At 53.8% G+C, this 25,761-nt stretch carries 27 protein-coding genes and 1 tRNA gene; 7 read left to right on the forward strand and 21 right to left on the reverse strand.

Going from position 1 to position 25,761, the window contains the following annotated elements; translation table 11 throughout:
• Window positions 1-309 precede the first annotated feature (309 nt).
• A tRNA-Phe gene (locus MED297_RS02565) sits at window positions 310-385 on the reverse strand.
• 231 nt (window positions 386-616) lie between these two features.
• Here MED297_RS02565 and MED297_RS02570 point away from each other — a divergent pair.
• Window positions 617-1,381, forward strand: a complete 765-nt coding sequence (locus MED297_RS02570; protein ID WP_008042089.1) for an alpha/beta hydrolase — start codon at window positions 617-619, stop codon at window positions 1,379-1,381.
• 15 nt (window positions 1,382-1,396) lie between these two features.
• Here the strand turns inward: MED297_RS02570 and MED297_RS02575 are convergent, their stop codons facing one another.
• From MED297_RS02575 to MED297_RS02595, 5 genes are read right to left on the reverse strand one after another with little or no spacing between them, the layout of a single operon-like run.
• Window positions 1,397-2,122 (reverse strand): sulfite exporter TauE/SafE family protein, encoded by a 726-nt coding sequence (locus tag MED297_RS02575; RefSeq protein ID WP_008042090.1) that lies wholly within the window; start codon window positions 2,120-2,122, stop codon window positions 1,397-1,399.
• Entirely contained in the window at window positions 2,119-2,961 is an 843-nt protein-coding gene (locus tag MED297_RS02580; protein WP_008042091.1) for an SDR family NAD(P)-dependent oxidoreductase, read from the reverse strand. Before MED297_RS02580 ends, MED297_RS02575 begins: the two co-directional genes overlap by 4 nt.
• Window positions 2,958-3,902: an SDR family oxidoreductase gene (locus tag MED297_RS02585; RefSeq protein WP_008042092.1), complete on the reverse strand. Its 945-nt coding sequence runs from the start codon at window positions 3,900-3,902 to the stop codon at window positions 2,958-2,960. The genes MED297_RS02580 and MED297_RS02585 overlap by 4 nt, the downstream gene beginning before the upstream one ends.
• Window positions 3,889-4,806: a bile acid:sodium symporter family protein gene (locus tag MED297_RS02590; protein WP_008042093.1), complete on the reverse strand. Its 918-nt coding sequence runs from the start codon at window positions 4,804-4,806 to the stop codon at window positions 3,889-3,891. The genes MED297_RS02585 and MED297_RS02590 overlap by 14 nt, the downstream gene beginning before the upstream one ends.
• Window positions 4,800-6,137, reverse strand: a complete 1,338-nt coding sequence (locus MED297_RS02595; protein WP_008042094.1) for a flavin-containing monooxygenase — start codon at window positions 6,135-6,137, stop codon at window positions 4,800-4,802. The genes MED297_RS02590 and MED297_RS02595 overlap by 7 nt, the downstream gene beginning before the upstream one ends.
• A 143-nt stretch (window positions 6,138-6,280) precedes the next feature.
• Between MED297_RS02595 and MED297_RS02600 the strand changes: the two genes are divergently transcribed.
• Window positions 6,281-7,270: an AraC family transcriptional regulator gene (locus tag MED297_RS02600; RefSeq protein ID WP_040556403.1), complete on the forward strand. Its 990-nt coding sequence runs from the start codon at window positions 6,281-6,283 to the stop codon at window positions 7,268-7,270.
• 31 nt (window positions 7,271-7,301) lie between these two features.
• Here MED297_RS02600 and MED297_RS02605 read toward each other — a convergent pair whose 3' ends face one another.
• Genes MED297_RS02605 through MED297_RS02615 form a run of 3 tightly spaced genes read right to left on the reverse strand, consistent with a single transcriptional unit; the run spans window position 7,302 to window position 9,181 of the window.
• A complete protein-coding gene (locus MED297_RS02605) occupies window positions 7,302-7,586 on the reverse strand; it encodes an HNH endonuclease (RefSeq protein WP_008042096.1) in 285 nt (94 codons plus the stop codon).
• Entirely contained in the window at window positions 7,583-7,780 is a 198-nt protein-coding gene (locus MED297_RS02610; protein WP_008042098.1) for a zinc ribbon domain-containing protein, read from the reverse strand. Before MED297_RS02610 ends, MED297_RS02605 begins: the two co-directional genes overlap by 4 nt.
• A 48-nt stretch (window positions 7,781-7,828) precedes the next feature.
• Window positions 7,829-9,181 (reverse strand): ribonuclease J, encoded by a 1,353-nt coding sequence (locus MED297_RS02615; protein WP_008042099.1) that lies wholly within the window; start codon window positions 9,179-9,181, stop codon window positions 7,829-7,831.
• Between the two features lie 130 nt (window positions 9,182-9,311).
• On the opposite strand from MED297_RS02615, the gene MED297_RS02620 reads away from it, so the two are divergent.
• Window positions 9,312-9,644 carry a DUF2956 domain-containing protein gene (locus MED297_RS02620; RefSeq protein ID WP_008042100.1) on the forward strand — a complete coding sequence of 111 codons (333 nt, stop codon included), beginning with the start codon at window positions 9,312-9,314 and terminating at the stop codon, window positions 9,642-9,644.
• Here MED297_RS02620 and MED297_RS21010 read toward each other — a convergent pair.
• Window positions 9,626-10,468 (reverse strand): GNAT family N-acetyltransferase, encoded by an 843-nt coding sequence (locus tag MED297_RS21010; RefSeq protein ID WP_008042101.1) that lies wholly within the window; start codon window positions 10,466-10,468, stop codon window positions 9,626-9,628. The genes MED297_RS02620 and MED297_RS21010 overlap by 19 nt on opposite strands.
• A 384-nt stretch (window positions 10,469-10,852) precedes the next feature.
• On the opposite strand from MED297_RS21010, the gene MED297_RS02630 reads away from it, so the two are divergent.
• Both MED297_RS02630 and MED297_RS02635 read left to right on the forward strand, forming a co-directional pair.
• A complete protein-coding gene (locus tag MED297_RS02630; RefSeq protein ID WP_008042102.1) occupies window positions 10,853-12,706 on the forward strand; it encodes a Na/Pi cotransporter family protein in 1,854 nt (617 codons plus the stop codon).
• Window positions 12,687-12,953, forward strand: a complete 267-nt coding sequence (locus MED297_RS02635; protein WP_008042103.1) for a hypothetical protein — start codon at window positions 12,687-12,689, stop codon at window positions 12,951-12,953. Before MED297_RS02630 ends, MED297_RS02635 begins: the two co-directional genes overlap by 20 nt.
• A 15-nt stretch (window positions 12,954-12,968) precedes the next feature.
• Here the strand turns inward: MED297_RS02635 and MED297_RS02640 are convergent, their stop codons facing one another.
• From MED297_RS02640 to MED297_RS02690, 10 genes are all read right to left on the reverse strand, one after another.
• Window positions 12,969-13,238: an oxidative damage protection protein gene (locus MED297_RS02640; RefSeq protein WP_008042104.1), complete on the reverse strand. Its 270-nt coding sequence runs from the start codon at window positions 13,236-13,238 to the stop codon at window positions 12,969-12,971.
• 20 nt (window positions 13,239-13,258) lie between these two features.
• A complete protein-coding gene (mutY, locus tag MED297_RS02645; protein ID WP_008042116.1) occupies window positions 13,259-14,320 on the reverse strand; it encodes an A/G-specific adenine glycosylase in 1,062 nt (353 codons plus the stop codon).
• On the reverse strand, window positions 14,292-15,608 hold the full coding sequence (locus MED297_RS02650; RefSeq protein WP_008042117.1) for a hypothetical protein: 1,317 nt from the start codon (window positions 15,606-15,608) through the stop codon (window positions 14,292-14,294). Before MED297_RS02650 ends, mutY begins: the two co-directional genes overlap by 29 nt.
• Before the next feature lie 109 nt (window positions 15,609-15,717).
• On the reverse strand, window positions 15,718-17,565 hold the full coding sequence (gene ilvD / locus MED297_RS02655) for a dihydroxy-acid dehydratase (protein ID WP_008042118.1): 1,848 nt from the start codon (window positions 17,563-17,565) through the stop codon (window positions 15,718-15,720).
• A gap of 180 nt (window positions 17,566-17,745) precedes the next feature.
• Window positions 17,746-18,738, reverse strand: a complete 993-nt coding sequence (gene oppF, locus MED297_RS02660) for a murein tripeptide/oligopeptide ABC transporter ATP binding protein OppF (protein ID WP_008042119.1) — start codon at window positions 18,736-18,738, stop codon at window positions 17,746-17,748.
• Window positions 18,735-19,703: an oligopeptide/dipeptide ABC transporter ATP-binding protein gene (locus MED297_RS02665; protein WP_008042120.1), complete on the reverse strand. Its 969-nt coding sequence runs from the start codon at window positions 19,701-19,703 to the stop codon at window positions 18,735-18,737. The genes oppF and MED297_RS02665 overlap by 4 nt, the downstream gene beginning before the upstream one ends.
• A gap of 16 nt (window positions 19,704-19,719) precedes the next feature.
• On the reverse strand, window positions 19,720-20,649 hold the full coding sequence (locus MED297_RS02670; protein ID WP_008042121.1) for an ABC transporter permease subunit: 930 nt from the start codon (window positions 20,647-20,649) through the stop codon (window positions 19,720-19,722).
• Between the two features lie 18 nt (window positions 20,650-20,667).
• Entirely contained in the window at window positions 20,668-21,591 is a 924-nt protein-coding gene (oppB, locus tag MED297_RS02675) for an oligopeptide ABC transporter permease OppB (protein WP_008042122.1), read from the reverse strand.
• A 249-nt stretch (window positions 21,592-21,840) separates the two neighbouring features.
• Window positions 21,841-23,517 carry a peptide ABC transporter substrate-binding protein gene (locus tag MED297_RS02685; RefSeq protein ID WP_008042124.1) on the reverse strand — a complete coding sequence of 559 codons (1,677 nt, stop codon included), beginning with the start codon at window positions 23,515-23,517 and terminating at the stop codon, window positions 21,841-21,843.
• A gap of 484 nt (window positions 23,518-24,001) precedes the next feature.
• A complete protein-coding gene (locus MED297_RS02690) occupies window positions 24,002-24,412 on the reverse strand; it encodes a PilZ domain-containing protein (protein ID WP_008042126.1) in 411 nt (136 codons plus the stop codon).
• A gap of 80 nt (window positions 24,413-24,492) precedes the next feature.
• Between MED297_RS02690 and msrA the strand changes: the two genes are divergently transcribed.
• Both msrA and MED297_RS02700 read left to right on the forward strand, forming a co-directional pair.
• Complete coding sequence (gene msrA / locus MED297_RS02695; RefSeq protein WP_008042127.1) at window positions 24,493-25,113, forward strand: peptide-methionine (S)-S-oxide reductase MsrA; 621 nt, start codon at window positions 24,493-24,495, stop codon at window positions 25,111-25,113.
• Entirely contained in the window at window positions 25,101-25,367 is a 267-nt protein-coding gene (locus tag MED297_RS02700) for a hypothetical protein (RefSeq protein ID WP_008042128.1), read from the forward strand. Before msrA ends, MED297_RS02700 begins: the two co-directional genes overlap by 13 nt.
• A 51-nt stretch (window positions 25,368-25,418) precedes the next feature.
• On the opposite strand, the gene MED297_RS02705 is transcribed toward MED297_RS02700, so the two are convergent.
• Window positions 25,419-25,761: beta/alpha barrel domain-containing protein (locus MED297_RS02705; RefSeq protein WP_473965377.1), on the reverse strand; the 343-nt coding region annotated here is incomplete at its 5' end.

Here is a 25,761-nt window from a genome sequence, read left to right on the forward strand (position 1 = left end):
CATCCTTTAAACCAACCCATGCTTTAGGTGCTTTAAATTAAATATGGCTTACATCTTTGGTTCGTGCTGGACCTCAATATAGACTGGTTTTCACCTACACTTGTTGACTGTCACTAGACAAATCAGTGTCATTGTTTGACTACGTTAAGATCACGAAATAGGTGTGTTTCTAAGGAATTTGCTGGTGGCTAAAATTACAAGTCACTAAAGGCAAGGCTTTATTAACATGTCAGCTGTGATACAGGGTGGTGTAACAGGAACTGCTCTTGTAGACTAGAAAGACTATATGTATCAAGGGCTTAGGAAGGATGGTGCCCAGAGGCGGAATCGAACCACCGACACGGGGATTTTCAGTCCCCTGCTCTACCGACTGAGCTATCTGGGCTTTGACGTTCTAGGCTGTTGCCCCGTCAACGGATGCGTATTAAACGGATTTTCATTTCACCCGTCAACACCTTTTTTGCTAAATCTTTGATTTTTTTAATAAAAACGTCCATTTACGGCTGTGCACTGGCCGTCCAGGCTACCTTTTTGGACATTGATTCAGCACGGTTTATTTAAAAACCAACGGTGTTAGAGTCTGTCTTCCTTTTCTGACATAAACGAGGGTGTGCTGATGACTGTTGCGTCGTTTCAAATGTTCAGTGAGGCGTTAGGAACGCCTCAGTCGGTGAATGTGATTCTGCCGCCGCCCGAGCGGATTGCCGAGGCGTCCATCCTGTACCTGTTACACGGTCTGCTGGACGATCAGACGACCTGGTTGCACCGTACCCGGCTGTTAGAGCACGCTCAGCAGTACAATCTGGTGGTGGTGATGCCCTTCGGTCAGCGCAGCTTTTATACCGACCAGAAGACCGGTTACGCCTGGCGGACATGGGTGGCCAAGGAACTGCCTGAAAAAATGGAAACCTGGTTGAACCTTCGCGGTGTCGGTTCACGACGTCACATCGCCGGTTTGTCGATGGGTGGCTACGGTGCGATGAAGTTGGGTTTGTCTGAACCCCAGCGGTTCCAGAGCATTGGCGCATTTTCTGGGGTGTTGGACCTGGCCGGGGCCGCTCAGCGCTCAGAGCGCAGCGATGCGATTGTGCCCGACCTGATCGCGTCTTTTGGGTCTCCCGAAGCCATTGCTGGCTCTGGCGACGATGTGCTGGCGTTACCGTTATCTGTTGATGGTCCCAGATTGTTTGTTACCTGTGGTCTGGAAGACAGTTTACTTGAGGGCAATCGGCGGTTCCGCGACCGGGTGCATCAGGCCGAGGTACCGCTGGTGTATGAAGAAATGCCGGGCGGGCATGAATGGTGGCTATGGGATCTCAATGTTGAGGCCTATCTGGCCTGGTTAGCCGAACTGGGGCTGCTGACTCGACTCGATCCCTGATCGACACCAGGGCGGCTATTTCAGCAGCAACAGAATGCCGGCGATGAGCAGCAGAACCAGGACGACCTTGCGAAACCGGTCTTCGCTGACGCGGTGATGCAGCCATTCGCCGAACACGATGGCAGCTATCACCACCGGAACGTACCACAGAACTTTGTCGGCTTGCTCGAGCAACCGCTCGTTTTTCACAAACCACAGGGTCAACCCGCTGTTCAACAGAAACCAGACCAGCGATAGGGTGGCCCGAAACTGCTGTTTCAGCAGGGTAACGCCGGTTAAGGCGTACACCAGTAACGGCCCACCGGAGGCAAACAGACCGTGGGTAATGCCCGCCGCAAACGTCAGCACTCGGGTGGTTAATGCTCTGTGTGCGTTTGGCTGCGCGTTTTTGTCGAAAGCCAGCCACAGGCTGCGCGCCGCAAACCAGACCACTATGGCCCCAAACAGCAAGCGGAGCTGGGTTTCGGGGACAAGGTCGGCCACGTAGAGGCCGACCAACGTGCCGATCACCATGAATGGCCCGATGGTTTTCAGCATCAGCGACCATTGAATCTGCCGCCGGTAGCGCACCGTCAGGTAGCCACTGAGCAGAATGTTCAGCGGCACCAGGATCGGCATGATCACCTCCAACGGCAACAGTAACGCCCCGATGGCCAGGGCAATCACCAGACTGCCAAACCCGATGGCCGCATCGATGGTCCAGGCGGCAAAAATGGCGAGCCCGAGTAACGTCCATGTCATGCCGTACGCTCCGGGTTCAGCTCGCTGCGGAACTTTCGCCGCATTAAGCGAATAAACAGGCTTGGCATTACGCGGTAAAACAGCGCCGCCAGCGCAATACTGCGGTTGGGAAACAGTCGGTCCTGGCGCTTACGATGGGCGTCGGCGATGCGCTGTACCATCCAGTCCACTGAATGAATCGAGCCAATGGTTGAGCGTTGGTGCTTAGCCGGCTGGCCGGTGCCACTGAGGGCATTGCGTTCGATGTCGGTTGCCAGAAAACTGGGGTAGACCATCAGAATGTGCAACGGCCTGTGGGCAGTTTCGGCGCGCAGCGTTTCAAAGTATTGATGCAGGGCGCCTTTGGCTGCGCAATAGCCGGACCGCCCCATGACCGGCAACCAACCCGCCATAGAACCGATGTTAATGACGGTGCCCGGTGTTTGCCGATGTTGCTGGCTTTCCAGCAACGGCAGACATTGTTGGGTGAGCCGCACCGGCACCATAAAATCCAGCGTCATGACGCGCTCGGTGACAGCAATTTCTGTTTCATCGGCTAACGAACGATGAGTGATGCCGGCGTTATTCATCAGCACGTCCAGTCGGCCAAACGTTTGGCGAAGGGTTTGCAGGATCTGTTTGGTGGCCTGGTTGTCGGTGAGATCCACAGCCAGCCCTGCCAGTCGTTGGTCCGCTGCACATCCGTGTTGTTGCAGGTGTTGCAGGCGGCTTTCCAGCGTCATCTGGTCTCGGTCGACGAGCAACAGATCGTATCCCTGTCGTGCGTAGTGCTGCGCCAAACCCCAACCCAGCCCATTCGCCGCACCGGTAATCAGTGCCACCGCGTTTGAGGACATCATCGGCTGTGCTCCTGCATTAACCCGGAACAGAACAGTTCAAACACTTCCGCCGAGGTTTTGTGCGGGGTATAGCCAAACTCGGCTTTTAACCGGTCGTTTGCCAGAACCGGACGATAGCGGAGGAATTTGAGCTGTTCGGGTCCGTAGCGCGTCAGTTTAAGCCGCTTGCCGAGCCGCAGGGCACCACTGAGCAGAAGCGGAGACAGCGACAACGCCGGTTTGTTCAGCCGCCGGGCAATGTCGATGAGGGTCAGGGCGCCATCTCCGGCCAGATTGAAGATGCCGGTTTTATTCTCTGTCACACCAAGACAGATGATGTTCACCACGTCTTTGTCCCAGATGAACACAAAGGGCGAGTCAGCCCCTTTGATGGTCAGAATCCGGGGTTTGAGGAACAGGTTGGTGATCAGGTTCCGGGTGTTTTGCCCCAGCACGGTTCCCGGCCGCAAAATAAGTTGCTGTAACTGCGGGTGGCTCTGGCGGTATTCGGCGAGCATGTCTTCAACTAAGCGTTTGTGCCACGAGTAGGCAAACTCATAGTTTCCGCGTAAAGGGTCGGCTTCACTTAGCCACTCGGCGTTATCGGCGTGGTAGCCATAGGCGGCGCCACTGCTGCTGACGGTCAGGTGCTCAACGCCAGCGGCCAGGCAGGCTTCGATGACATTGCGGGTACCGTCGACATCAATGCGATAGTCGCGGGCACGGTCTTCGCTGGCCTCCAGCACACTGGCCAAATGCACGACGTGTGTGATGCGATGTTCTCGCATGAGGTCAGCGAGCGTTTCGTCATTAATGTCCAGATGTTTGATCTCGAACTGTGCCGCCGAGCAAGCCCGGATGTCACAACCGAGTACCTGGTGTTCTTTAGCGAGCGCGTTACCGACCTGATGGCCGATGTAACCCGCCGCGCCGGTGATCAGAATGCGATTATCCTTGGACATAAGCCGTCTCCCTCAGTTGCGTGCGCCGATGCCAGATCAACGCCAGGCTTAATCCACTGACCAGATGCCAGACGCCCCAAAACGCGGCGATGATCATCATGCTGCCGTACTCCGGGAAGAACGTGAACAGAATGCCGAGCCCCAGGCCGGAGTTCTGGATGCCGACTTCCAAGGTGACCGCGCGACGGTCGGCCCGCGCCAGTTTTGCGCCGTAACCCGCCAAAGTGCCGATGCCCAACGCGAGGGCATTGTGCGCAATGACCAACAACGCAAAGCTCGCCATGTGTTCCATAAACACCGAGAAGTTGTTGCGCACGGCAATGACGATGAAGGCAAAGAACACCAGCAGCGACAGGACCCGAAATGGCTTGTCAGAGCGTATGGCAAAGCGGGGAAAGCGCTGACCGACCACCATGCCGAGGATTAACGGAATGGCCAGCACCAACGTGGTCAGCATCAGGATTTCGATTGGGCTGATGGCGATGTTCTGAATCAGTTCACGGGTGGCTGGATTCAACTGCCCGTAGAGCATGAAGTTAAACGGTGTCATGATGATCGCCGCCAGACTGGAAACCGCGGTCATGGAGACAGACACGGCCACATTGCCGCGCCCGATGTGGGTCATGATGTTGCTGAACGACCCGCCGGGGCAGGAGGCCACCAGAATCATGCCCAGCGCCAGTTCCGGGTCGATGTCAAACGCCCAGGTAAACCAGGCGGTCAGCGCGGGTAAGACGATGAACTGTGCGATCAGCCCGATACCGGGTGCAATGGGGGCGCGCAGAATCTGACGGAAATCGTCGGGTTTCAGGGTGAGCGAGACGCCGAACATCATGAAGGCGAGAATCCCGTTGAGCAGTATCAGGGCACCGGGATCAAACTGAATCTGTACGTCGGTCAGCATGCGTTAGCCTCCCGGATGCGAGTAGCCAGGTCGGCTTCAAGGTCGGCCGACAGCTCACGGATGTGTTGATGCAATTGGCTGAGATAAGTTTGCTTGTCGACGTAATAGGCCATGCGCTCCAGCGGCAGGTAATCCATGCCACCGACGGCGCGCTGCTGGAACTGCTGCTGAATGGTGTTGTCGAGCGCTCGGGCGGAGGCTTTGTCGTCCAGTTTCTGGCGCAGATACAAAGCCACCAGATGGGCCTGATCGTCGCGCCCCTGCCAGCCCAGACCGGCAGCTTCTACCATACCCATCACGTAGATATCGTTGTGCATCGGGTTGAAAACGTTCAGGTAGAGTTGTGGTGCAAAACCCTGCCAGTTGAGTGCTTCCGGAGCAATGAACGGGTAGTTCAGCTTGTAACCGGTGGCTTCGAGAATCAGATCGTATTCACCGGTCTGACCATTACTGAACGTTACTGTCTGACCGTTTACCGCTTGAATGTCCGGTTGTGGGTTGATGTCGCCATGCCCGATGTAATGCAGAAAAATCGAGTTGATGACCGGATGGCTCTCATACAGCCGGTAGTCCGGGTCGGGCAGTCCATAATCGCTGGGTTTGCCGATGATCATGCGGATCAGCCAGCCGTCGACCAGCTGCTTTAAGCGTTTCGGAAGACGAATTTTACCACCCAGCGTATCGGTGGGTCGGCCTTTGATGAACTTCGGCAGAAAGTAGTAACCACGGCGTACCGACATATCGACACTGGCGGCCTGATGGACGGCATCGACGGCAATGTCACAACCGCTGTTACCGCAGCCGATAATCAACACGCGCTTGTCTTTGAACTCCGACGGCGATTTATACTCGGCCGCATGCATTTGTTTGCCGGTGAACTCGCCCGGCAGTTCGACCCGGTTTGGGTGATGCAGCGTGCCGTTGGCCAGCAGAACGCCAGCAACGTCATGCGTTTGTGTCTCACCGTTGACTGAGGTCGTGATTCGCCAGTGATCGTCATGGCGCTGAATGTCGATGACGCTGTGATTAAACCGAAAATGCTCATACAACCCAAAGCGACGCGCATACGCCTGAAAATAGGCTTTCAGGTGATGATGCGCCGGGTAGGTGGGCACCTCGCTGTCCATCGGGAACTCGTGAAACTCGGTCATGGTTTTCGAGGAAATCAGATGCGCCGAGTGGTACATGGTGCTGGTGGGGTTGTCGATATCCCAAAGGCCGCCGACATCCGTATGGCTTTCGAACCCGATCCAGAGAATCTGATATTGGCTCAGACGACGAGCCGTGCACAAGCCCATAGGACCTGCGCCGATAATGGCGTAAGGAAGCATTGTTGTGTCTCTCCAGTTCATATCGCGTTGTTTTTTGTTGTGTGGGCGGACGGTAAAGACCGACTGTGTTGACGCCTTTCACGCGACTGGGAACAATGTAAGCGGGCTTGGGGCATTTCGCCCTGACGATTCGGGACACATTTATGGTTAATTTGGGACAGGCGACGGTCACTCAACAGTTCACCAAAGCCATTGTGGCGGCGTTGGATGGGTCCGATCTGCCGCCCAATGACGAGTTGAACCAGTTACTGGCAAAAATCCGGCCTTATAAGCGTGTCCCCATGCCGCTCCAGGATGAGCTTTGGCGATTACTGGTACGGTTGTACCCCGATCCCGGGTTGGGGCTAAAACTGGGGTTGCAGGTGCAGCCTGGTCATCTGGATGTGGTCGGTTTTTTGTTGCTCAGTTGCGACACACTGGAAGACGCCATGGATGTGCTGCTGACTTACCATCCAATCGTCGGTGAAGGCGGCGAGTTTGTTTCCACGCAAGACGATCACAGTTGCCGGCTGATTTATGCACCCTTTCATAACGTGGTTCGCGCGCAGCGGGTAGAGGCGGTGATGGCGACGTTGGTTCGGTTGACCCGGTACTTAACGGGAGAAGCATTTAACCCCGGTTTTGTGACGTTTCAGCATGAACCGACGCTGTCGGTCGTTGAGTACGAGCAGGCACTTGGTTGTGAGGTTCGGTTTGGCCAGTTGGCCGATGCGCTGGTGTTTGATACCTCACAACTGTCGCTGCCATTGGTGCAGGCCAACAGCGATTTGTTTGATCAGATGCGGTCGTTGGCCGATGACCAGCTTTCCCAGTTACAGCAGTTCGATCTGCGCTCTCAAATCGCCAACCTCATTCGAGAGCATCCTAACTGGGGTAAAGAGCGCATCGCTGAAGCGTTAGGAATGAGCGGACGGCATCTGAACCGAAACCTGTCTCGTGAAGGGGTGACCTTTAAAATTCTGGCCGACCAAACCCGGTTGTCGATGGCCGAAGACCTGCTGGCGCAACAGGTGTCAAAAGCGGACATTGCTGAGCGCCTCGGTTTTAATGACGAGAGTGCTTTTTTTAAAGCCTTTAAACGCTGGACGGGCCTGACACCGACCGAGTTCGAGCAACGCGGTACTCGCCGCTGACGGCTATTATGTCCAGAACGTGGACTGGGTATCAGCTTTTTTGCTTACGTACCCAGTGTACATGGCGTTGCAGCGAAGGGTCCTGCTTGAGCGCGTCGAGACTCGCGAACTGTTTCGCCAGCGTCATTTCATCGTACAGCCGGTGAATGCCATTGTGGCATTTGCGGCAGACCCAGATCCCGCGATTTAACTCATCACGACCATATTGCTTTTGAAACCGGGTCCGACGATGCATCTTTTTCGGAATTAAATGGTGGTATGTCAGGCGTGTCGGGCGTTCGCAGAGCTGACAATGGTCGGGTTTGCGTTCCGTCATGTATCGTCTTCGCGGAACACCTCGACCTGTTGGTCCGGACTGACGTCGACAACCATCGGTCGGCAGCAGACTTCACAGTCCTCCGTGTATTGTTGAGGTTCATCCATCGGTTCGATGATCAGATGAATCGGGGAGCCGCAATAGGGGCAGTGCTGTTTGCTTTCTTGGGTGGTCAGGCGTTCGGTCATCATCATCTTCCTGTCCTGAAGCGTACTGTCAGTATAGCTTATCCTGTCAAACGGTCAGCGACGTAAGGCGATTCGACCGGTCGAGACGGCATTTTTCCGGACTCTGCCCGGTCCGCTGATGACAAACAAATCGCCGTTTTGTCCGGTCAGTTGTTTGCGTACGCCGCTTGTTCGGGCGATGTTGGCATTCGCAAGCATGTGCTCAGCTTCACCGTGAACGGGAATGGCAATACGGGGCTGAACCCAGCGATACAGATCGGCGACGTCGTCGGCACTCGGATGACCGCTGGCGTGTATCGGCGTTTCGCAATCGGCTGCCATCACCACCTCAACCTTTTTCAGCTTCAGCAGCCGCACCAGGTTCTCGACGGAGGTTTCGTTACCGGGAATCACGATGGCACTGAAAATGACTCTATCACCGGCACTGATATCCAGTTCGTAGTGGCTATCGGTTGCCATTCGTTGCAAGGCTGTCCGAGGTTCGCCCTGGCTGCCGGTAGCAATCGCGAGTACTTCCCTCGGCGGCAGGTATGCCAGATGTCGGCTGTCGATGATGTCGCAGTCTGCAGGCCAGACACCGGTTGCCTTGGCCGTACTGACCATGGTTTGCAGGGAGCGTCCATACAGCCCGACGTAGCGGCCGGTTTCCTGAGCAATGCGGCACAGCGTGATCAGGCGGGCAATGTTGCTGCCAAAACAACCGACAATGACGCGGCCTTCCGTGGTCTTCACCTGTTCATACAACCCTGCGAAACAGGCGCCTTCAGACAATGACCGGCCAGGCCGGTTGGCGTTGGTCGAATCACAGACCATGGCGTCAATCGAGCCGTCTCCCAGGGCCTGAAACGGGGTTGGGTCAAACGGTTCACCAATGACCGGTTGTGGGTCAATTTTCCAATCACCAGTATGAAAGACATTGCCGGCAGACGTGCGAATGACCAGCGCATGAGGTTCGGGCAGGGAATGGGTTAAGGGTAACCACTCGACATTGAACGGGCCGATATCAAGGGTCGCGCCACTGTCCACTTCGATGATCGGTACCCGATCGAGCAGGCTGTGTTGAGCCAGTTTGCGGCGCAGAAACTCGGCGGTAAAGCGGGTGGTGTAGACCGGGCACTGCAGGCGCGGCCACAGATCGGCAACGGCACCGACATGGTCCTCGTGCGCGTGGGTAAGGACCAGGCCGCACAGTTTGTCAGATTGAGCGGTAATGAACGCCGGGTCGGCACTGATGACATCGAACAGTTCGGTGGAGTCTGGTGTCAGGGTGTCTTTAAACGTGACGCCGCAATCGACCATCAGCCAGTGATCGTCGTGACCGTAGAGGTTCATGTTCATGCCGATTTCGCCAGTGCCTCCGAGTGGCAGGAAATAGAGGTCTTTTGAGCCGGGCAGAAGTGTGGACATGAACTCGCTTATCGTTGGATGGTTGGTGTCAGTTAAAGGGTAGAAGTAGCTTAAGGTTTTTGATGACAGCTGCCAAATTCTTTACCGGATCTGGTACATTGCGCAGACGGAATGAACCTGATAAGTACTCATGGCTAAAAAACAGACAGTCTCACAACAGACCATCGATGACGCGTTAAAAATTGCCAAGGGCACCGCGCGTCCCGGTCAAACCAAAGAGCAGACCAAACAGATTGCTCAGGGCATTGAAAAAGGCATTGCTGAGTTTAAAAAACGCGAGAAAGCCAAAGCGCGTGAACGTGATAAAGCTCGGAAAAAAGCATCACCCGCTGAAGAACTGCCCACAACCAAAACAACAGAACCGACCGACCCATCTCCAAGTGCGTCCGCAGCGGTTTGGCTGCCTTGGGTATTGCTTGCCTTGAGTTGGATAGGCTTTGCGATTTATGTGGGACTGTTCTGATCCGGTCGATGCGGTTTACCGGGCCACCAGCACAGACTGCATTCACGTTCAGCGATATGAAACCCTAAACTCTGATACAACGCACTGGCGTGGTAATGTTCGTCGGCCACAATCACCAATTCCTGTACGGACGCCGGCAGTCGCTGCGTTAACTGCGTTAATATCGTTCGGGCGATGCCACGGTTTTGCGCCGATGGAATCACATGAACAATCTGGAATCGTGCCAGACCATCCAGATGGTACAGCCCGGCATAGCCGATCAAGCGTCCGTCCTGAAAGGCACCCAATGTCTCGCCCAATCCTTTGTCTTCCAGCTGTTGATAATTATGGATGCGTGCTTGCAGATAAGGGCGCAGTTCCTCTTCGCGGTGATCGTCCAGGTTTTCGGCGATGTTCAGTGCGGTCCATTGCTGCCAGTCGCGGTCGGTTTGTAAGGCACGATACTCAGGCTCGGTGTTGAGGCGTTCGGGAACCCGGAAGTTTTCGCGATGCACCTTCAGTATGTGATTCTCATCGTATTCAAAGTTTAAGCGCTGAAAGTCGCGGACGTTTTCAGGCGTTGGCTCTTCACGTACCCAAACCAGTGTGCAGTGCTGAACATCCGGCAGGGAACGAAACAACTCTCGGAAACGGGTTTGCCATTGTGCCGGTGTGCGGCTGTCCAAGGGTATTTTCAGCGCTAATGAATTGCCGTAATAGTAGTTCGGATCGTCGGGCGAGCGCAGAACGATAACGTCCTCTTCTTCCGAAAACGTTGATGACAGGTGGTTGATCACATACTCGCTGCGTAATCCGAGGGGGGCCGAAAATATGGGCATTGACATATGGACACCGTTAATAAGTCTGATGGAACTCTGCGGAGCCTGAATTGTTCAGGCCCGCCCGGAGGGTGGTGCGGCATCCCGACTTTCAGAAAAAGCGCCTATCGTTGTTCCGGTTTTTGCAAAGGTCCCGACATTCACTGCAAACCGCGCCTGGACAGCCACTCTTTCTGAAAGGCCAGAGCCCCAACAGACTTATTAGTGGTGCCCATAAGTTGATTCACATGACGAAGCGGGTGGAAGGGGTATTCTACACAGTTTGGCCGGCAGAGCATCCATAACATACGGACTCATCCTAAGCGCTGATCGTCTATGCTGTAAGTAGGGAGGTCTGGATAAATCTCCATTTTACTTTGAACGGATTTCAACAGGAGTGCTTTAGCGTCTATGGTTCGTCGCCTGTTTTTTCTGGTTGCGTTGGTGTTGCTGTTGGGCTCGGCATGGTGGAACCTGAATGTGCAACGGATTGGCGCCGGTGTTGCGATTTTTCTGTTTGGCATGTTGTCGCTGGATAACGGGTTCCGGGTGTTTACCGGCGGTACACTTGAACGGCTTCTGCAACGCAGCACCGATCGCGTTTGGAAGTCGATTGGTTTCGGCATCGTAACCACATCTTTAGTGCAGTCATCTTCGCTGGTATCGGTCATTACCATTTCTTTTCTGAGTTCCGGATTAATGGGGCTGTTACAGGGCATCGGTGTGATTTTTGGTGCCAACATCGGGACCACCACCGGTGCCTGGCTGGTTTCTGCCATCGGTTTGAAAGTGAGCCTCAGCATTTACGCCATGCCCATGTTGATGACCGGCGTCGTGCTGATCATGCAATCAAACCAACACTGGCGGGGTCTTGGGCACGTACTGACCGGTTTGGGTTTTTTGTTCCTGGGAATCGACTACATGAAGGACGGCTTCAGCGCCTTTCAGTCGGTACTCGACCTGAGGCAGTTTGCAATAGCCGGGTTGCTGGGGTTGTTGGTGTATACACTGGCCGGGTTACTGGCGACGGTCATTATGCAGTCCAGTCACGCGACCCTGATCCTCACCATCACGGCGCTGGCCAGTGACCAGATTACCTACGAAAACGCCATTGCATTGGCCATCGGCGCCAACATAGGGACGACGGTCACAGCGATCATCGGCGCGATTGGCGCGGCGTCTCCCGGTCGACAGTTGGCCGCCGCTCATTTTGTCTTCAACAGTGTGACAGCTCTGGTGGCCTTGCTGTTTCATCTGCCAATGATTCATCTGGTCGATTGGCTGTCGTCCGTTTTCGGCATTGCGGCTGACAACTACACACTCAAACTGAGTCTGTTCCATACCATTTTTAATGTCACCGGTGTCTTGTTGATGCTGCCGTTCATGCAACGTTTGGCCGAGCAACTGAAGCAATGGTTTACCGATGAGCGTCAGAACCGGTTGTCGTTGCCGGCGCGTCAGGCGGATCGACGTCAGGACCCGGTAACGCCTCAGTACCTGACGTCATCGGTGATGACCCATCCGGACGTCGCACTCAGTGCGCTGTTACAGGAGATGCGCCGGTTATGGGACAACAGCGTCGCAGTGATGGCGTATGCGTTGTTTCTCGATCGCGACGACATCGAATCCGAACAGCCTTTGGATTTACTGTTATTGCACAGCGCAGTGCATGAGCAGACCTCCGACATTGATGAGCTGTACGAACGCTACGTTCGCCCACTGAACACCGCGATTGTCACCGCCAGTCATCATCTTCCTGGCCAGCTGACCGATGCTCAGCAGGAAACGGTTTTTGCGTTGAAGGTGGCCTGTCGGGATTTGGTCAATGCAGTGAAAGACGTGAAGCATTTACAGAAAAATCTGAGGCGTTATCACAATCACCCCAGTGAAGAACTTAACCAACAGTACCGCGCGTTTCGCTTGCAGCTGGCCGAGTTGCTGCATCGACTGCAATCGATTCTGAACTACCCGGATGAGGAAGAAGCGCTGTTAGGGTTCAGTGAACAGCATCAGTGGGTTAAGAAGCAGGACATTTTGAAAAACGGCACGTTTGACCGTTTGGTGGCCTCTGGTCGCATTCCGGCCGAAGCCATAACGTCGCTGATGAACGACAGTGAGTATTGTCGTAATATCGGGTTTCGTCTGATTCATATGGCGCAAAAGCTGTACTGGGCGCAGACAGGCTCGGCGGTATCGGCGCTTCAATCACTGATTCTGGAAGACGAAGAGTTACAGGAGAATTCTGATGTCTCAGCCTCCGAATAAGCCGAAATGGCAAAAACATCTTCGTAAGCTGCTGAAGGGCAAAGCCGACACCGATCGTGAAGCGTTGCAAACGGCGCTGACCGATTTGAGACGCAAAGCCGTAGAGTTGGAAGCGCGCTTGGCACAGGCGGAAAGTAACGATGAAGCGCAACGCCTGAAAGACAAGCTGGAACTTATTCAGCGACATTTGAAAAAGGGTGAAGCGCGGCTCGTGGAATGGGACGACCAGAAATCCAAGGGAAAATGAGCCGCAGCATTGGGCTCAGTCTTCCGGTACGTAGCCTTCGGCTTGATCGTAATCCTGTCCAGATAGAAACCGATCCATCTGATCGAGTAAATATTTGCGCGACGCCGGATCGGTCATCACCAACTGTTTTTCGTTAATCAGCCGGGTCTGATGCGCCTGCCATTCCGCCCAGGCTTGGGCGGAAACATCCGCAAAAATGGCTTCACCTTTCGGACCGGGAAAAGGCGGCTTGTCCAATCCGGGCAGATCTTTCTGATATTTTCGACAATGGACGGTTCGGGTCATCGTATCTCCAGTCACTTCGGTTACATCGAGGATGCGAGCTTGATCAGCAATTGTTTGACCGGCGCGGGTAAACCAATGGCTTGTTCTGCATCGTCTAACAGGTGGGGATTGAACCATAGGTGTCCGGACTCAGCAACGCCAGGTACGGCCGTTTGTTGATGCACAACGATCGGCGCAATATCGAGGTGATAGTGACTGAAGGTATGGCGAAACGGCGTCCAGTGTTCCTGTTTTTCGATGGCGATGCTATCCAGATAGTGTTCCAGAGCGCCTTCGTCAGAGAACTCAGGAAAACTGTACAGTCCGCCCCAGATTCCGCTTGCGGGCCGCTGTTGTAGCAAAACCTGACCTTCCGGTGATTGCTGCAGTACCATAAAACAGGTGCGCACCGGTTTGGCTTTTTTGGGTTTGCTTTTCGGAAGCTCTGAGGTTAAGTCGTGACGGTGCGCCAGGCATTCTTCAGACAATGGGCACTCGGCACAGGCAGGGCGCGATCGTTTACAGACCAGGGCGCCGAGGTCCATCATCACCTGATTGTAGTCGGCGACTCGCGTCTGTGGCGTTAGCGCTTCGCTCCAGGCCCAGAGTTGCTTCTGAGCCGCGGTCGAACCGGGCCATTCCTCCAAAGCAAAAAACCGACTGAGCACCCGTTTGACATTGCCATCCAATATGGCGGCACGGCGATCAAATACCGAACTGACAATGGCCGCCGCTGTCGATCGTCCAACGCCAGGCAGGGTTTCCAGCGCTTCGGGATCGGCAGGAAACTCGCCACCAAAACTGTCCATGACGGCTTTTGCGGCTTTGTGCAGGTTGCGGGCACGTGCGTAATAGCCCAGCCCGGTCCACAGGTGCAATACCTCGTCGATGTCGGCTTCGGCCAACGCCGCGACATCGGGAAAACGCTCAGTGAAAGCCTGGAAGTAGGGGATCACCGTGGTCACCTGGGTTTGTTGCAGCATGACCTCCGATAACCAGACACGATAAGCGGTTTTACCGGTTTGCCACGGCAGATCTTTGCGGCCGTGGCGGTCATACCAGGCGAGAACGGCGTTACGGAACCAGGTGACTGAACAATGCATCGAGTTTCTCAGTGTCTTGTGAAATGAGGGTGAGTGCGGGACTCAGCGCATTCGCCATGCGGTGGCTTTGATCGGGCGTCAATGCGGGCCATTGACCACTGACCTGACCAAAGCCGAAGTCGTCAAGGATGGATTCACCCTCATTAAGCGTCCAGTCACCATCGTGTAATTGCCAGCTCATGACCTGAGTATCCAGCTTCAGTCTGGCTGCCTGAACCTGATGTGTCTGCTGCAGCCCGTCGTCGCGAACCGTCGACAGACGAATGACCGGGTTGTGCCAGAGTGAAAGCGGCTCGTTTTCATTCAGTTGTCCACTCATGACCAATTGATAACTCTGATAGGGGCTGTCGAGCGGATATTCTGCCAGCAGTGAAAGCCCCAGTTGACCGACCAGATCACCCTGTTGCCAGGTTGAAGCATTGGATTGAATCGCCAGCGTGTGAGCGGTGTCATTGCTATCGCGATAAGCCAGTGCCGAATCCAGGGTGTCCAGCGTCCAGCGGCCGTCGCTCAGCGTTCCTTCGGTTAATCCGCCCGCCCAATCAAGGATGTACGGCATCAGTTCTTTAGAGGTACGCCAGTTGGACGACCAACTGAGATAGGAGAGTTGCAGGTCATTATCGGGAGTGATGCGAACGGATTTAAGTTTACCGGCCAGGCGCCCGGTCCAGTTCAGCATCACCAGATTGGTGTCCAGTTGGGTTTTGCCCAATACGAGGTTTTCATCGCCATCGCGGCCTAACAATGTGGAAAGACCCAGCGTGGCTTGCCAATCAGGGGTATAAAGGGCCGCAGAAGCCTGCACCGCATACTCACCGAAGACGCCATTTTTGAGTAGTGACAGCTCAAGGTCGGTGACTTCGGAGTCGCTTAACAACAGTAGACCATTGGTCAGCGTCAGTTCCTGAAATCCAACGTCGATCGGCCAATGCAGTTGTTGAACGTCGATCTGATTGGTGGCCATTTCGAGAACCGGTGCGTCGAGGCCGATCCATTGCAGCCGGGGTTGTCCGAGTAACACCGACAGCAGGTTGAAACGCAAACTGAGGAGGTCGGCACTGAACCGGGCTTCTGACCATTGGATATCGGGCTCAACAAAGGTCAGCTCGGTGCCCAGAGCCTGAACCTCGACATCGCTTTGCTGTAACGCCGGAGCGCCAACGGGCAGTGTTTTGCTGAGCCATTCGCTGGCGTCGAACCGCCATAGGTTAACGGCGGCGATCAGAGCCAAAACAATCAGGACAGAGATAATGATGAACAGGCTACGACGTATCAACGGGGTGTTCACGTCAGGTTTCCTTTTAAAAATAACAGCATGTAAAAAAACCGGAGGGCAACACCTGACCAATGAAAAGGGGGCCGAAGCCCCCTGACAGCGATCGTTGGTAATCCGAGCCTTAGTCGTCGAGCAACTCAGCGTTACGAACGGCACCTTTGTCGGCGCTGGTGGCCAGCATCGCATAGGCTTTCAACGCCCGGGTCACTTTGCGTGGCCGATTTTCCAGAGGCTTCCAGGCTTTGTCTCCCTGGGCTTCCATGGCCGCACGCCGTTCTGTTAACTCGGCCTCCGTCAGCCGGACGTTTATCGACCGGTTGGGGATGTCGATTTCAATGATGTCGCCCTCTGCGACGAGTGCAATGTTACCACCGGCAGCGGCTTCAGGCGAAACGTGTCCGATGGAAAGGCCGCTGGTACCGCCCGAAAACCTGCCGTCGGTCAACAAAGCGCAGGCTTTGCCGAGACCCTTGGATTTCAAATAGCTGGTCGGGTAGAGCATTTCCTGCATGCCGGGGCCACCTTTCGGACCTTCGTAGCGGATAATGACAACATCGCCTTCCTCTACCTCGTCATTGAGAATCCCGTTCACGGCAGAATCCTGGCTTTCAAAGATTCGTGCGCGACCATCAAACTTAAGAATACTGTCATCAACACCGGCCGTCTTAACCACACAGCCGTCCTGGGCGATGTTGCCATACAGAACGGCAAGACCACCTTCTTTGCTGAAGGCGTGCTCCAGTGACCGAATGCAGCCCTGGGCGCGGTCGCCGTCCAGCGTTGGCCATCGGGTGGATTGGCTGAAGGCCTCCTGAGTTGGAATGCCTGCAGGACCGGCTTTAAAGAACTCGACTTTCTTCTCGTCGGCGGTTTCCATAATGTCCCATTCTTTCAGTGCCTGGGCCATGGACGGCGCGTGAATGGTCGGCACATCGGTATGCAGTCGTCCGGCGCGGTTAAGCTCGCCGAGAATGCCGTAAATGCCGCCGGCCCGATGCACATCTTCGATGTGGTACTTCTGGGTGTTAGGAGCAACTTTACAAAGCTGAGGCACTTCACGGGAGAGCCGGTCGATGTCTTTCATGGTGAAATCGACGTCACCTTCCTGTGCTGCAGCGAGCAAGTGAAGAATGGTGTTGGTGGATCCGCCCATGGCGATGTCCAGGCTCATTGCATTTTCGAACGCCTTAAAGGACGCAATGCGGCGAGGTAGAACGGAATCATCATCCTGTTCATAGTAGCGCTTTGCCAGGTCTACGATGCGGTGACCGGCTTCTTCAAACAGACGACGGCGATCTGAGTGTGTGGCCAGGGTGGTACCGTTACCCGGCAGAGACAAGCCAATGGCTTCGGTCAGGCAGTTCATGGAGTTGGCGGTAAACATCCCGGAACAGGACCCGCAGGTTGGACAGGCACTGCGCTCGATTTCAGCGACGTATTCGTCCGAAACGGAATCGTCAGCAGCAATGACCATGGCATCAACCAGATCCAGACCGTGATCCGCCAGCTTAGTTTTACCAGCTTCCATTGGACCACCTGAGACAAAAATCGCCGGGATGTTCAGTCGCATCGCGGCCATCAGCATACCCGGGGTGATCTTGTCGCAGTTGGAAATACACACCAGGGCGTCCGCACAGTGGGCGTTGGCCATGTATTCAACCGAATCGGCGATGATTTCCCGAGAAGGCAGGCTGTAGAGCATGCCATCGTGGCCCATGGCGATGCCATCATCGACAGCGATGGTGTTGAACTCCTTGGCAACCCCGCCGGCTTTTTCGATCTCCCGGGCAACCAGCTGACCCATGTCTTTCAGGTGCACATGGCCGGGTACAAACTGAGTGAAGCTGTTCGCGACCGCAATGATCGGCTTCTGGAAATCATCGTCTTTCATGCCGGTGGCTCGCCAAAGGGCCCTGGCCCCCGCCATATTGCGACCGGCAGTGGTGGTTTTGGAACGATACTGTGGCATGTGGTTGTCCTGTTTGGTTCAGTGATTCAGCCATTCTAGCGGAAGGGCGCGCAGGCGAAAGTGTGATTTTTGCAAAGCCATGTTGCCACTGACAGCCTGTTGACGAAGCCTTGGCTCCTGAAACAAAAAAATCCCCGTCGCTATGAGCGAGCGGGGATTTTTATTGGGCTGTCAGGCTGATCAGTCCGCGTAGAAGCAGGCAACCTGATGGTTGTTACCGGCATCTTCGAGCTGAGGTTTCAGTTCAGCACACTTAGCCTGCGCCTTGGGGCAGCGAGTTCGGAACACACAACCCGAGGGCGGGTTCATTGGTGACGGAAGGTCACCTTCGATCAGAATAACTTCCTTATTCTTCTCGATTTCCGGATCTGGGATCGGTACTGCTGAGATCAACGCCTGCGTGTATGGGTGACGCGGGTGCGAATAGAGCTGTTCCGACGTTGTGATTTCGCAGACATTGCCCAGGTAGAGCACCATAACTCGAGTAGAAATGTGCTGAACAATGCTTAAATCGTGAGCAATAAAGATCAGCGAGAGTCCCATTTCTTCCTGCAGTTCCATCAGCAGGTTGATGATCTGCGCCTGAATGGAGACATCCAATGCCGAAACCGGTTCGTCACAAATGATCATCTTAGGCTTCAGGATCAGGGCGCGGGCAATCCCGATACGCTGACACTGACCGCCGGAGAACTCGTGAGGATAACGGTTGATCTGGTTCGGCAGCAGTCCGACCTTGATCATCATCTCCTTCACTTTCTCTTTGCGCTCTGACGCCGACATTTTTGGATAATGCGTGCGCAGTGGTTCAGAAATGATGTCGCCAATGGTCATCCGTGGGTTCAACGACGCCAACGGATCCTGGAAGATCATTTGCAGGTCGCTGCGGGCTTTCTGCATCTGCTTCTTGGTGGAGGAGAGCAGATCAGTGCCCATCCACATGACTTTGCCGGCTTCAGCCGGAACCATTTTGATCACCGCACGGGCCAGGGTGCTTTTTCCGCAACCGGATTCACCCACGATTCCCAGGGTTTCGCCAGCATAGAGATCAAAGCTGACGCCATCGACAGCCTTTAACTTCTGAGGCTTTGTCCATGGCATGGAGTTGGGTGGGTAGATATCAAAATAAACTTTGAGATCTTCTACCGCGAGAAGCTTTTCTTTCTGTGTACTCATTTGATTTCCTCCACCGGAACGTGACAAGCGCGCTTGCGGGCTCCGTCAAACATTTGCAATGCTGGCATTTCCTGTTTACAGATCTCTTTGGCATTGACGCAACGCTCAGAGAAAGGGCAGCCCTTAGGCTTATGCAGCATGTTTGGAGGGTTTCCGGGAATGGTGTTCAGGCGATCGCCAATGTGATCCAGACGTGGAATGGCCGATAACAGTCCCCGGGTATAGGGATGTGCCGGCGACTTAAAGATTTCTTCGGTTTTCGCGTATTCCATGACCTGACCGCCGTACATGACCAGCGTGTCTTCACAGGAGCCGGCGACCACGCCAAGGTCGTGGGTGATTAGTACAATGGAGGTACCAAAGTCACGCTGAAGGTCTGACAACAGATCCATGATCTGTGCCTGTACGGTGACATCAAGCGCAGTCGTTGGTTCGTCCGCAATCAATAGTTTTGGACGACACAGTAACGCCATGGCAATCATGACACGCTGACGCATACCACCGGAGAACTCATGCGGGTACAGGTGAACACGTGAACGCGCTTCTGGGATTCGCACGGCATCCAGCATTTTGATGGATTCTTCCAGTGCTTCCTGGCGGGTCATGCCTTTGTGGAGCATGAGCACTTCCATCAGCTGCTCGCTGACCTTCATATAAGGGTTCAGTGAGGTCATCGGGTCCTGGAAAATCATCGCGATCTGTTCGGCGCGGATTTTGTTCAAACCCTGTTCTGGCAGATTGAGAATTTCCAGTCCGTTGAACTTGACGCTACCGGTTGCCCAACCATTTTGAGCCAGCAGGCCCATAATAGAGAATACGGTCTGGCTTTTACCTGAACCGGATTCTCCAACAATTGCCAGGGTCTTTCCCTGTTCCAGCGTAAAATTAACGCCATTCACTGCGCTCACCACACCATCACCGGTTTGGAACTGAACGCCGAGATCTTTAACTTCTAACAAACTCATGATTCGCTCCTGGTGATTATCGGTCTTTCGGATCCAGCGCGTCACGCAGACCATCGCCGATGAAGAACATGCTGAACAGGGTGATAACAAAGAAGAACAACGGGAAGCCGATTTGCCACAGCGTACCGTACTGCAACGTCTTCGCGCCTTCGCTGATCAATGCACCCCAAGAGGTCAGAGGTTCCTGAACACCTAAACCAAGGAACGAGATAAATGATTCTGTCAGAATGAAACCAGGGACCAGTAGAGAGGCGTAGACAATCACAATACCGATCAGGTTTGGCACAATATGGCGCATGATGATGGTGAAGTTCGACACGCCGGCGGCGATGGCCGCTTCGATGAACTCTTTATTCTTAATGCTTAAGGTTTGTCCGCGCACAATACGTGACATATCAAACCAGGATACCAAACCGATCCCGACAAAGAGCATGTTGATGGATCGGCCAAAGATCACCAGTAGCAAAATGAGCACGAACATGTATGGAATGGACATGAAGATGTCCACCAGTCGCATCATGACGTTGTCGACACGACCGCCCACATAGCCAGCGATTGCCCCATAAAGAGTACCGACGATCACAGCGACCAGTGAGCCGATGATGCCGACCATCAAAGAGATGGTTGTCCCTTGAATGACACGGCTGTAGAGGTCTCGACCCAGATCATCGGTGCCGAAATAGTGGCCGTTTTCGATGGACGGCGCCCCGAGCGTTTTAACCTGTCCGATGACGGTCCAATCGATTTCTTCGTTAGACCATTGAGCAAAGGCCGGTCCGACTAAGGTAAAAATCACGATCAATAAAAGCGTGATGACACCGCCGACAGCGGCTTTGTTATGCATAAAGCGACCGGCGGCGTCGGCCCACAGCGAACGACCCTGGACTTCTTCTGCATTGAGCATGTTGTCAGCAAGGTCCTGCATTTTTTTCTGATTAACAATCATTGTGTTCCCCACTGAGACTTAATAACGGATCTTCGGATCAATCCACGCGTAAAGGATGTCTACGAGCAGATTCAACAGAACAGTGAGTGTGCCAACCAGAATGGTGATGCCCATAATGGTTGAGTAATCCCGGTTAAGCGCGCCGTTAACGAACAACACACCAATGCCACCGGTGCTGAAGTACATGTCAATGACGACAGAACCGGTGATCAGGCCGACCATAGCCGGGCCCATATAGGACAGTACCGGCAGTAAGGCAGGCTTTAACGCATGTTTGAAAACAATCCGGGGATAAGGCAAACCTTTCGCCTTAGCCGTACGAATGAAGTTTGAGTTCATGACTTCCAGCATGGAAGAGCGGGTAATACGCGCGATGGTGGCCATATAGCTGGTCGACAGTGCGATCACAGGCATGATGATGTATTGCGGTTTCCCGCCTTCCCAGCCGCCACCGGGTAACCAGCCTAAGTACAGGGTGAACAACAGAACGAGCAGCGGTGCCATAACAAAGTTTGGCAGAACCTGCGCGGTAAAGGTGAAACTCAGCGCGGTATAGTCTTTCCAGGTATTGTGGTTGAGCGCCGCGATCACGCCCAGTGTCACCCCGAACAACACGGCAACCAGAGCAGAAATACTGCCGTAGGTTAAAGTAACGGGAAAGCCATCGGAAATCAGATCGTTTACGGAACGGTCTTTGTAACGGAAAGACGGTCCGAAATCGAAATCAAGAACAATGCTCTTAACGTAGATATAAATTTGTTCATGAAGCGGTTTGTCGAGACCGTATTTCGCATTGATGTTGGCTTCCACCTGAGGCGGCAATGCTCGCTCTGACGTGAACGGACCGCCGGGTGCGCTATGCATCAGAATGAAGGAAATAACGATCAGAATGAGCAGCGTCGGTATGGCCGTTAACAAACGCTTGAGTATGAAGATGGACATGTTGTTATCCTGTTCTACCCGCAGAAAAGGCGGGGATTTTATCGCGATCGGTGACCATCTGCGACACTTTCCGTGCAATTGGAAACCGTTCGAAATCAATTACTTACTAAACCGTGTAAACATATGCTTACAAACATCGGTCAAAGTTGTTGATTTTATTGTGATGCTGTCGATGTTTTGGTTTCTTGCGCCCTAACATAAAACACCGCCCGATGGGCGGTGTTTTCAGACTGTTACATCGACCTGGATTTATTCGGCAACTTTGTACAGGTTGCGAACGTACCAGTTCTGCTCGATGTTGTTGTACGGCCAGCCTTTCACGCTGTCATCCAGCATGAAGTTAGTCGTATAGAAGTAGATTGGAATGATTGGCATGTCTTCAGCCAACTGCTGTTCAACGGCCGTGTACTGCTCGTTAGGGTTAGCAGAAGTCTTCGCCGCTTCCATCAGGCTGTCAACTTCGGCGTTGTTGTACTTGCCGTCGTTGTAACCAGAACCGGAACGTACCAGGTCGAGGAAGGTCGATGCTTCGTTGTAGTCACCACACCAAGCGCCACGAGCCAGTTCGAAGTTTTGCTCGCCACGTTCTGTCAGGAATGTTTTCCATTCCATGTTGTTCAGAGTGGCTTCAACACCCAGTTTAGACTTCCACATCTGAGACATGGCGGTCGCAATCTGTTTGTGACCTTCAGAAGTGTTGTACAGCAGGTCGAACTGAAGTGGGTTGTCTTCGCCGTAACCAGCTTCCGCCAGTAATTCTTTCGCTTTGGCGTCACGCTCTTCTTGAGTCCAGCCAGCCCAGTCAACTTCAGGCATTACAAAACCAGCAGTCTTGCTTGGCGTGAAGGTGTAAGCATTTTCCTGACCGGCTTGCAGAATGTTTTCAGTAATGACTGAACGGTCCAGCGCATAGGCCAGTGCTTTACGTACACGAACGTCCTGGAACGCTTCCGGACCAGATTCGCTCAGGTTGAATGTGTAGTAGTAGTTACACAGACGAGGAGCAGATACTGCTTGGTCGCCAAATTCTTCTTTCAGAGACTTGAACTGACCTGAAGGAACCGGACCACGGTCGAACTCGCCAGCTTTCCAACGGATCAGGCCTTGGTTTTCGTCAGGTACCACAATGGTGACAACTTTCTCGATGATGGTGTCATCGTTGTTCCAGTACATTTCATTGCGTTCCATTTCAACACGTTCGTTAACAACGTGTTCGGTCAGCTTGTATGCACCGTTAGAAACCATGTTTTCCGGCTTGGTCCAGTCAGAACCGTGTTCTTCAACGGTTGCAGGGTGAACTGGGAAGACGGTGGAGTGGTTGACCATCATTGGGAAGTAAGGCAGAGATTGAGTCAGCTCAACCTGGAAGGTGTAGTCGTCAACCGCTTCAACACCGAGAGAATCAACCGGTGCTTCGCCAGCGATGATTTCTGCACCGTTCTTGATGTTCATGATTTCCATGTACCAAGAATAAGGAGACGCTGTTTCTGGGTTTACCGCACGACGCCATGCGTAAACGAAGTCGCCAGCAGTGACCGGATCACCGTTGCTCCATTTAGCATCTTCACGCAGATTGAAGGTGTAAATGGTTTTGTCTTCGTTAGTCGTGTAAGACTCTGCAACACCTGGGACCAGGTTGCCGTCTTCGTCTTGGTTCAGCAGGCCTTCAAACAGCTGGCGGGCATGGTCAGAACCGGCGGTGTCTTCCATAATCTGTGGGTCTAGTGAGCTGTGCTCATCCAGTGCCCAGTAAGTAAACGTCTGGTCAGCTGCCAGCGTTTCACCAGTGACCGGATGAACCGGGCCTGACTTTTCTTCAGGGGCCGCTGTGGTCTGCGTTGTTGCTTCTTCATCGGATGAACAGCCGACGATCAGAACAGCAGAGCTTACCAGCGTAGCAGCCAGCGTTTTTTGAAATGCTTTCATGAGTGATCCTCTTATTATCATTTTATAGCCCCTTTTGGAGGCTTCTTGCATTACTTGGTGCACAAGTTTGTGCATCGAAATACGGTTATTTCAGGACGTTGTCAGGCGACGGTGATGCATGACAGGTCGCATCAAGAGTTGGTTTGCTATCAATAAACAGGCCAACTGCGGTGACAACGATCGGATTTAACCAGAATGCTAGCCTGACCAGTGATTGCGGTTTCAATGTGAATCGCACGACCAAAGGACTATTTACAGGCTTTTGCCCAAACACGGACAACCGCATGGAAAGTTGCCATGTCTTATCGAAAACTTCAACGTTGTTTTTCAATTTTTGCGGATGTCATTGATGTAAAGGGTGTCATTGTGGTGCGTTTTTCTGCTAGAGACGTAAAAATTGCCCTGTCATAGCGCGCACTCACCGCCGGGTGCACCTAAATAGTCAGAATCTGTTACTTAGTCGGCTCTGGACGGGTGTTTGCGTTCAAGGAGCACGGTTTTCGTCTTCCATGGCTTCAATCAGGTTTTGCAGCTCTCGCTGTAGACTGGCATCGCTGCCGAGATTCATTTCAACCAATCTGCGCAGATGCGCTGCCGTGTCAATATCGAGTGACACAAAGTTCAGCCCGTAAATGCGTTTCTCCGGCAAACAGTAGGCCACCTGGACGGTCATGGTCAGTAACAGAGTGCTTTGTTCCGGTTGAATGATCAGTTCGGCGCTGGTGTCAGCGGCCAGGTAGTCATCTTGTTGATCGCTGTTCAGGGCGATCATAGCGCCTTTCAGGCTGATATCCTGTAAAGTGCCGTGCAGTGTGTTGCCGGGGGAATCGTTGAGTGTCAGGCGAATGTCTGCATCAAAAGGGATGCGAGCGAAGCGCCGGTTTTCGATTGACATGGCCGGTTCCTGCGAGTTTATGGTTGAAATCACTATAATTCGCTCACATCTTAGCTGCAATTGAAACCGGAGGTTCTCTAATGTCCCGCAACATCGAAATGCCCACACCTGAGCAGACACTGCCGGGTCGATCAACCCCCATGTCGCTGTCATTTGCTCACGCTGTGTTGCCGGTCGATATGCGCGACGTCCCCGACGGTTGTCGCGTGATTTGGCTGGGGCTTGGCTGTTTTTGGGGGGCTGAACGGCTGTTCTGGGAGTTGCCTGGCGTGGTAAACACCGCCGTTGGTTACGCTGGCGGGGAGACGTCAAACCCAACTTATGAAGAGGTTTGTAGCGGTCTGACAGGTCATGCTGAGATCGTACAGGTTGTGTACGATCCATCAAAGGTCTCGCTCGAGACGGTTTTGAAAACCTTCTGGGAAGCACACGATCCGACTCAGGGCATGCGACAGGGTAACGATATCGGTACGCAGTACCGATCCGCGATTTACGCCGACGATAATCAGCTCGAGACCGTGCGTCGTTCTCTGGAGGCCTATCAGGCGCAACTGAGTAAGCAGGGCAAAGGGAGTATCACGACGGAAATCGCTTCGGTGCCGCCTTTTTATTACGCAGAGCAATATCATCAACAGTACCTGCATAAAAACCCGCAAGGATACTGTGGTTTGAAAGGTACGGGGGTGGTATGTCCGATTTAACAGCTGAACGCTGGGCGACCGAGACACTGGCAAAGTTGCATGCTATGGAGGCGAAATGTTCGGACTCGGATTTGTTTTGTGTTGGCTACCTGATCCCTCAGGTTGAGCTGGTTGAAGTTGAGTTTGGGCAAGAGCCGGCCACCGTTGAGCAATGGCAGGCTCGGTATCACGACTACGTAGAGCGTTGTCTGCAAACCGACCAGATGGGAGAAGACGATGTTTCCCGAATTCGGGAAATCGTTCGCGAGTTGTGAATCAGGATGGAAAGGCTGCGGCTATACCGCCGCAGCGAGTACTATACCGGCTCAGGTATTTAACTGCTCAATGGCAGCCCGCAATGCCGCTGCTTCTTTGCGTGCCGCATCAGCAAAATCGTCGCCTTTGGATGCGTACAAAATGGCACGAGACGAGTTAATCATCAGGCCGTGACCATCTGGGAATCGCCCCGCCTTCACTGTCGCTGGCAAGTCGCCGCCCTGAGCACCGATACCCGGCACCAGGAATGGCAACTCTGGAGCAACCTGGCGGATGCGCTGCATCTCTTCAGGTGCCGTTGCGCCAACGACGAGGCTGATGTTGCCATGTTCGTTCCAATGATTCTGCGCCATGCGCGCGATATGAATATACAGTGGCTCACCCTCGATCAAT

The sequence above is a fragment of the Reinekea blandensis MED297 genome, assembly GCF_000153185.1.
Classification (GTDB): Bacteria; Pseudomonadota; Gammaproteobacteria; order Pseudomonadales; family Natronospirillaceae; genus Reinekea; species Reinekea blandensis.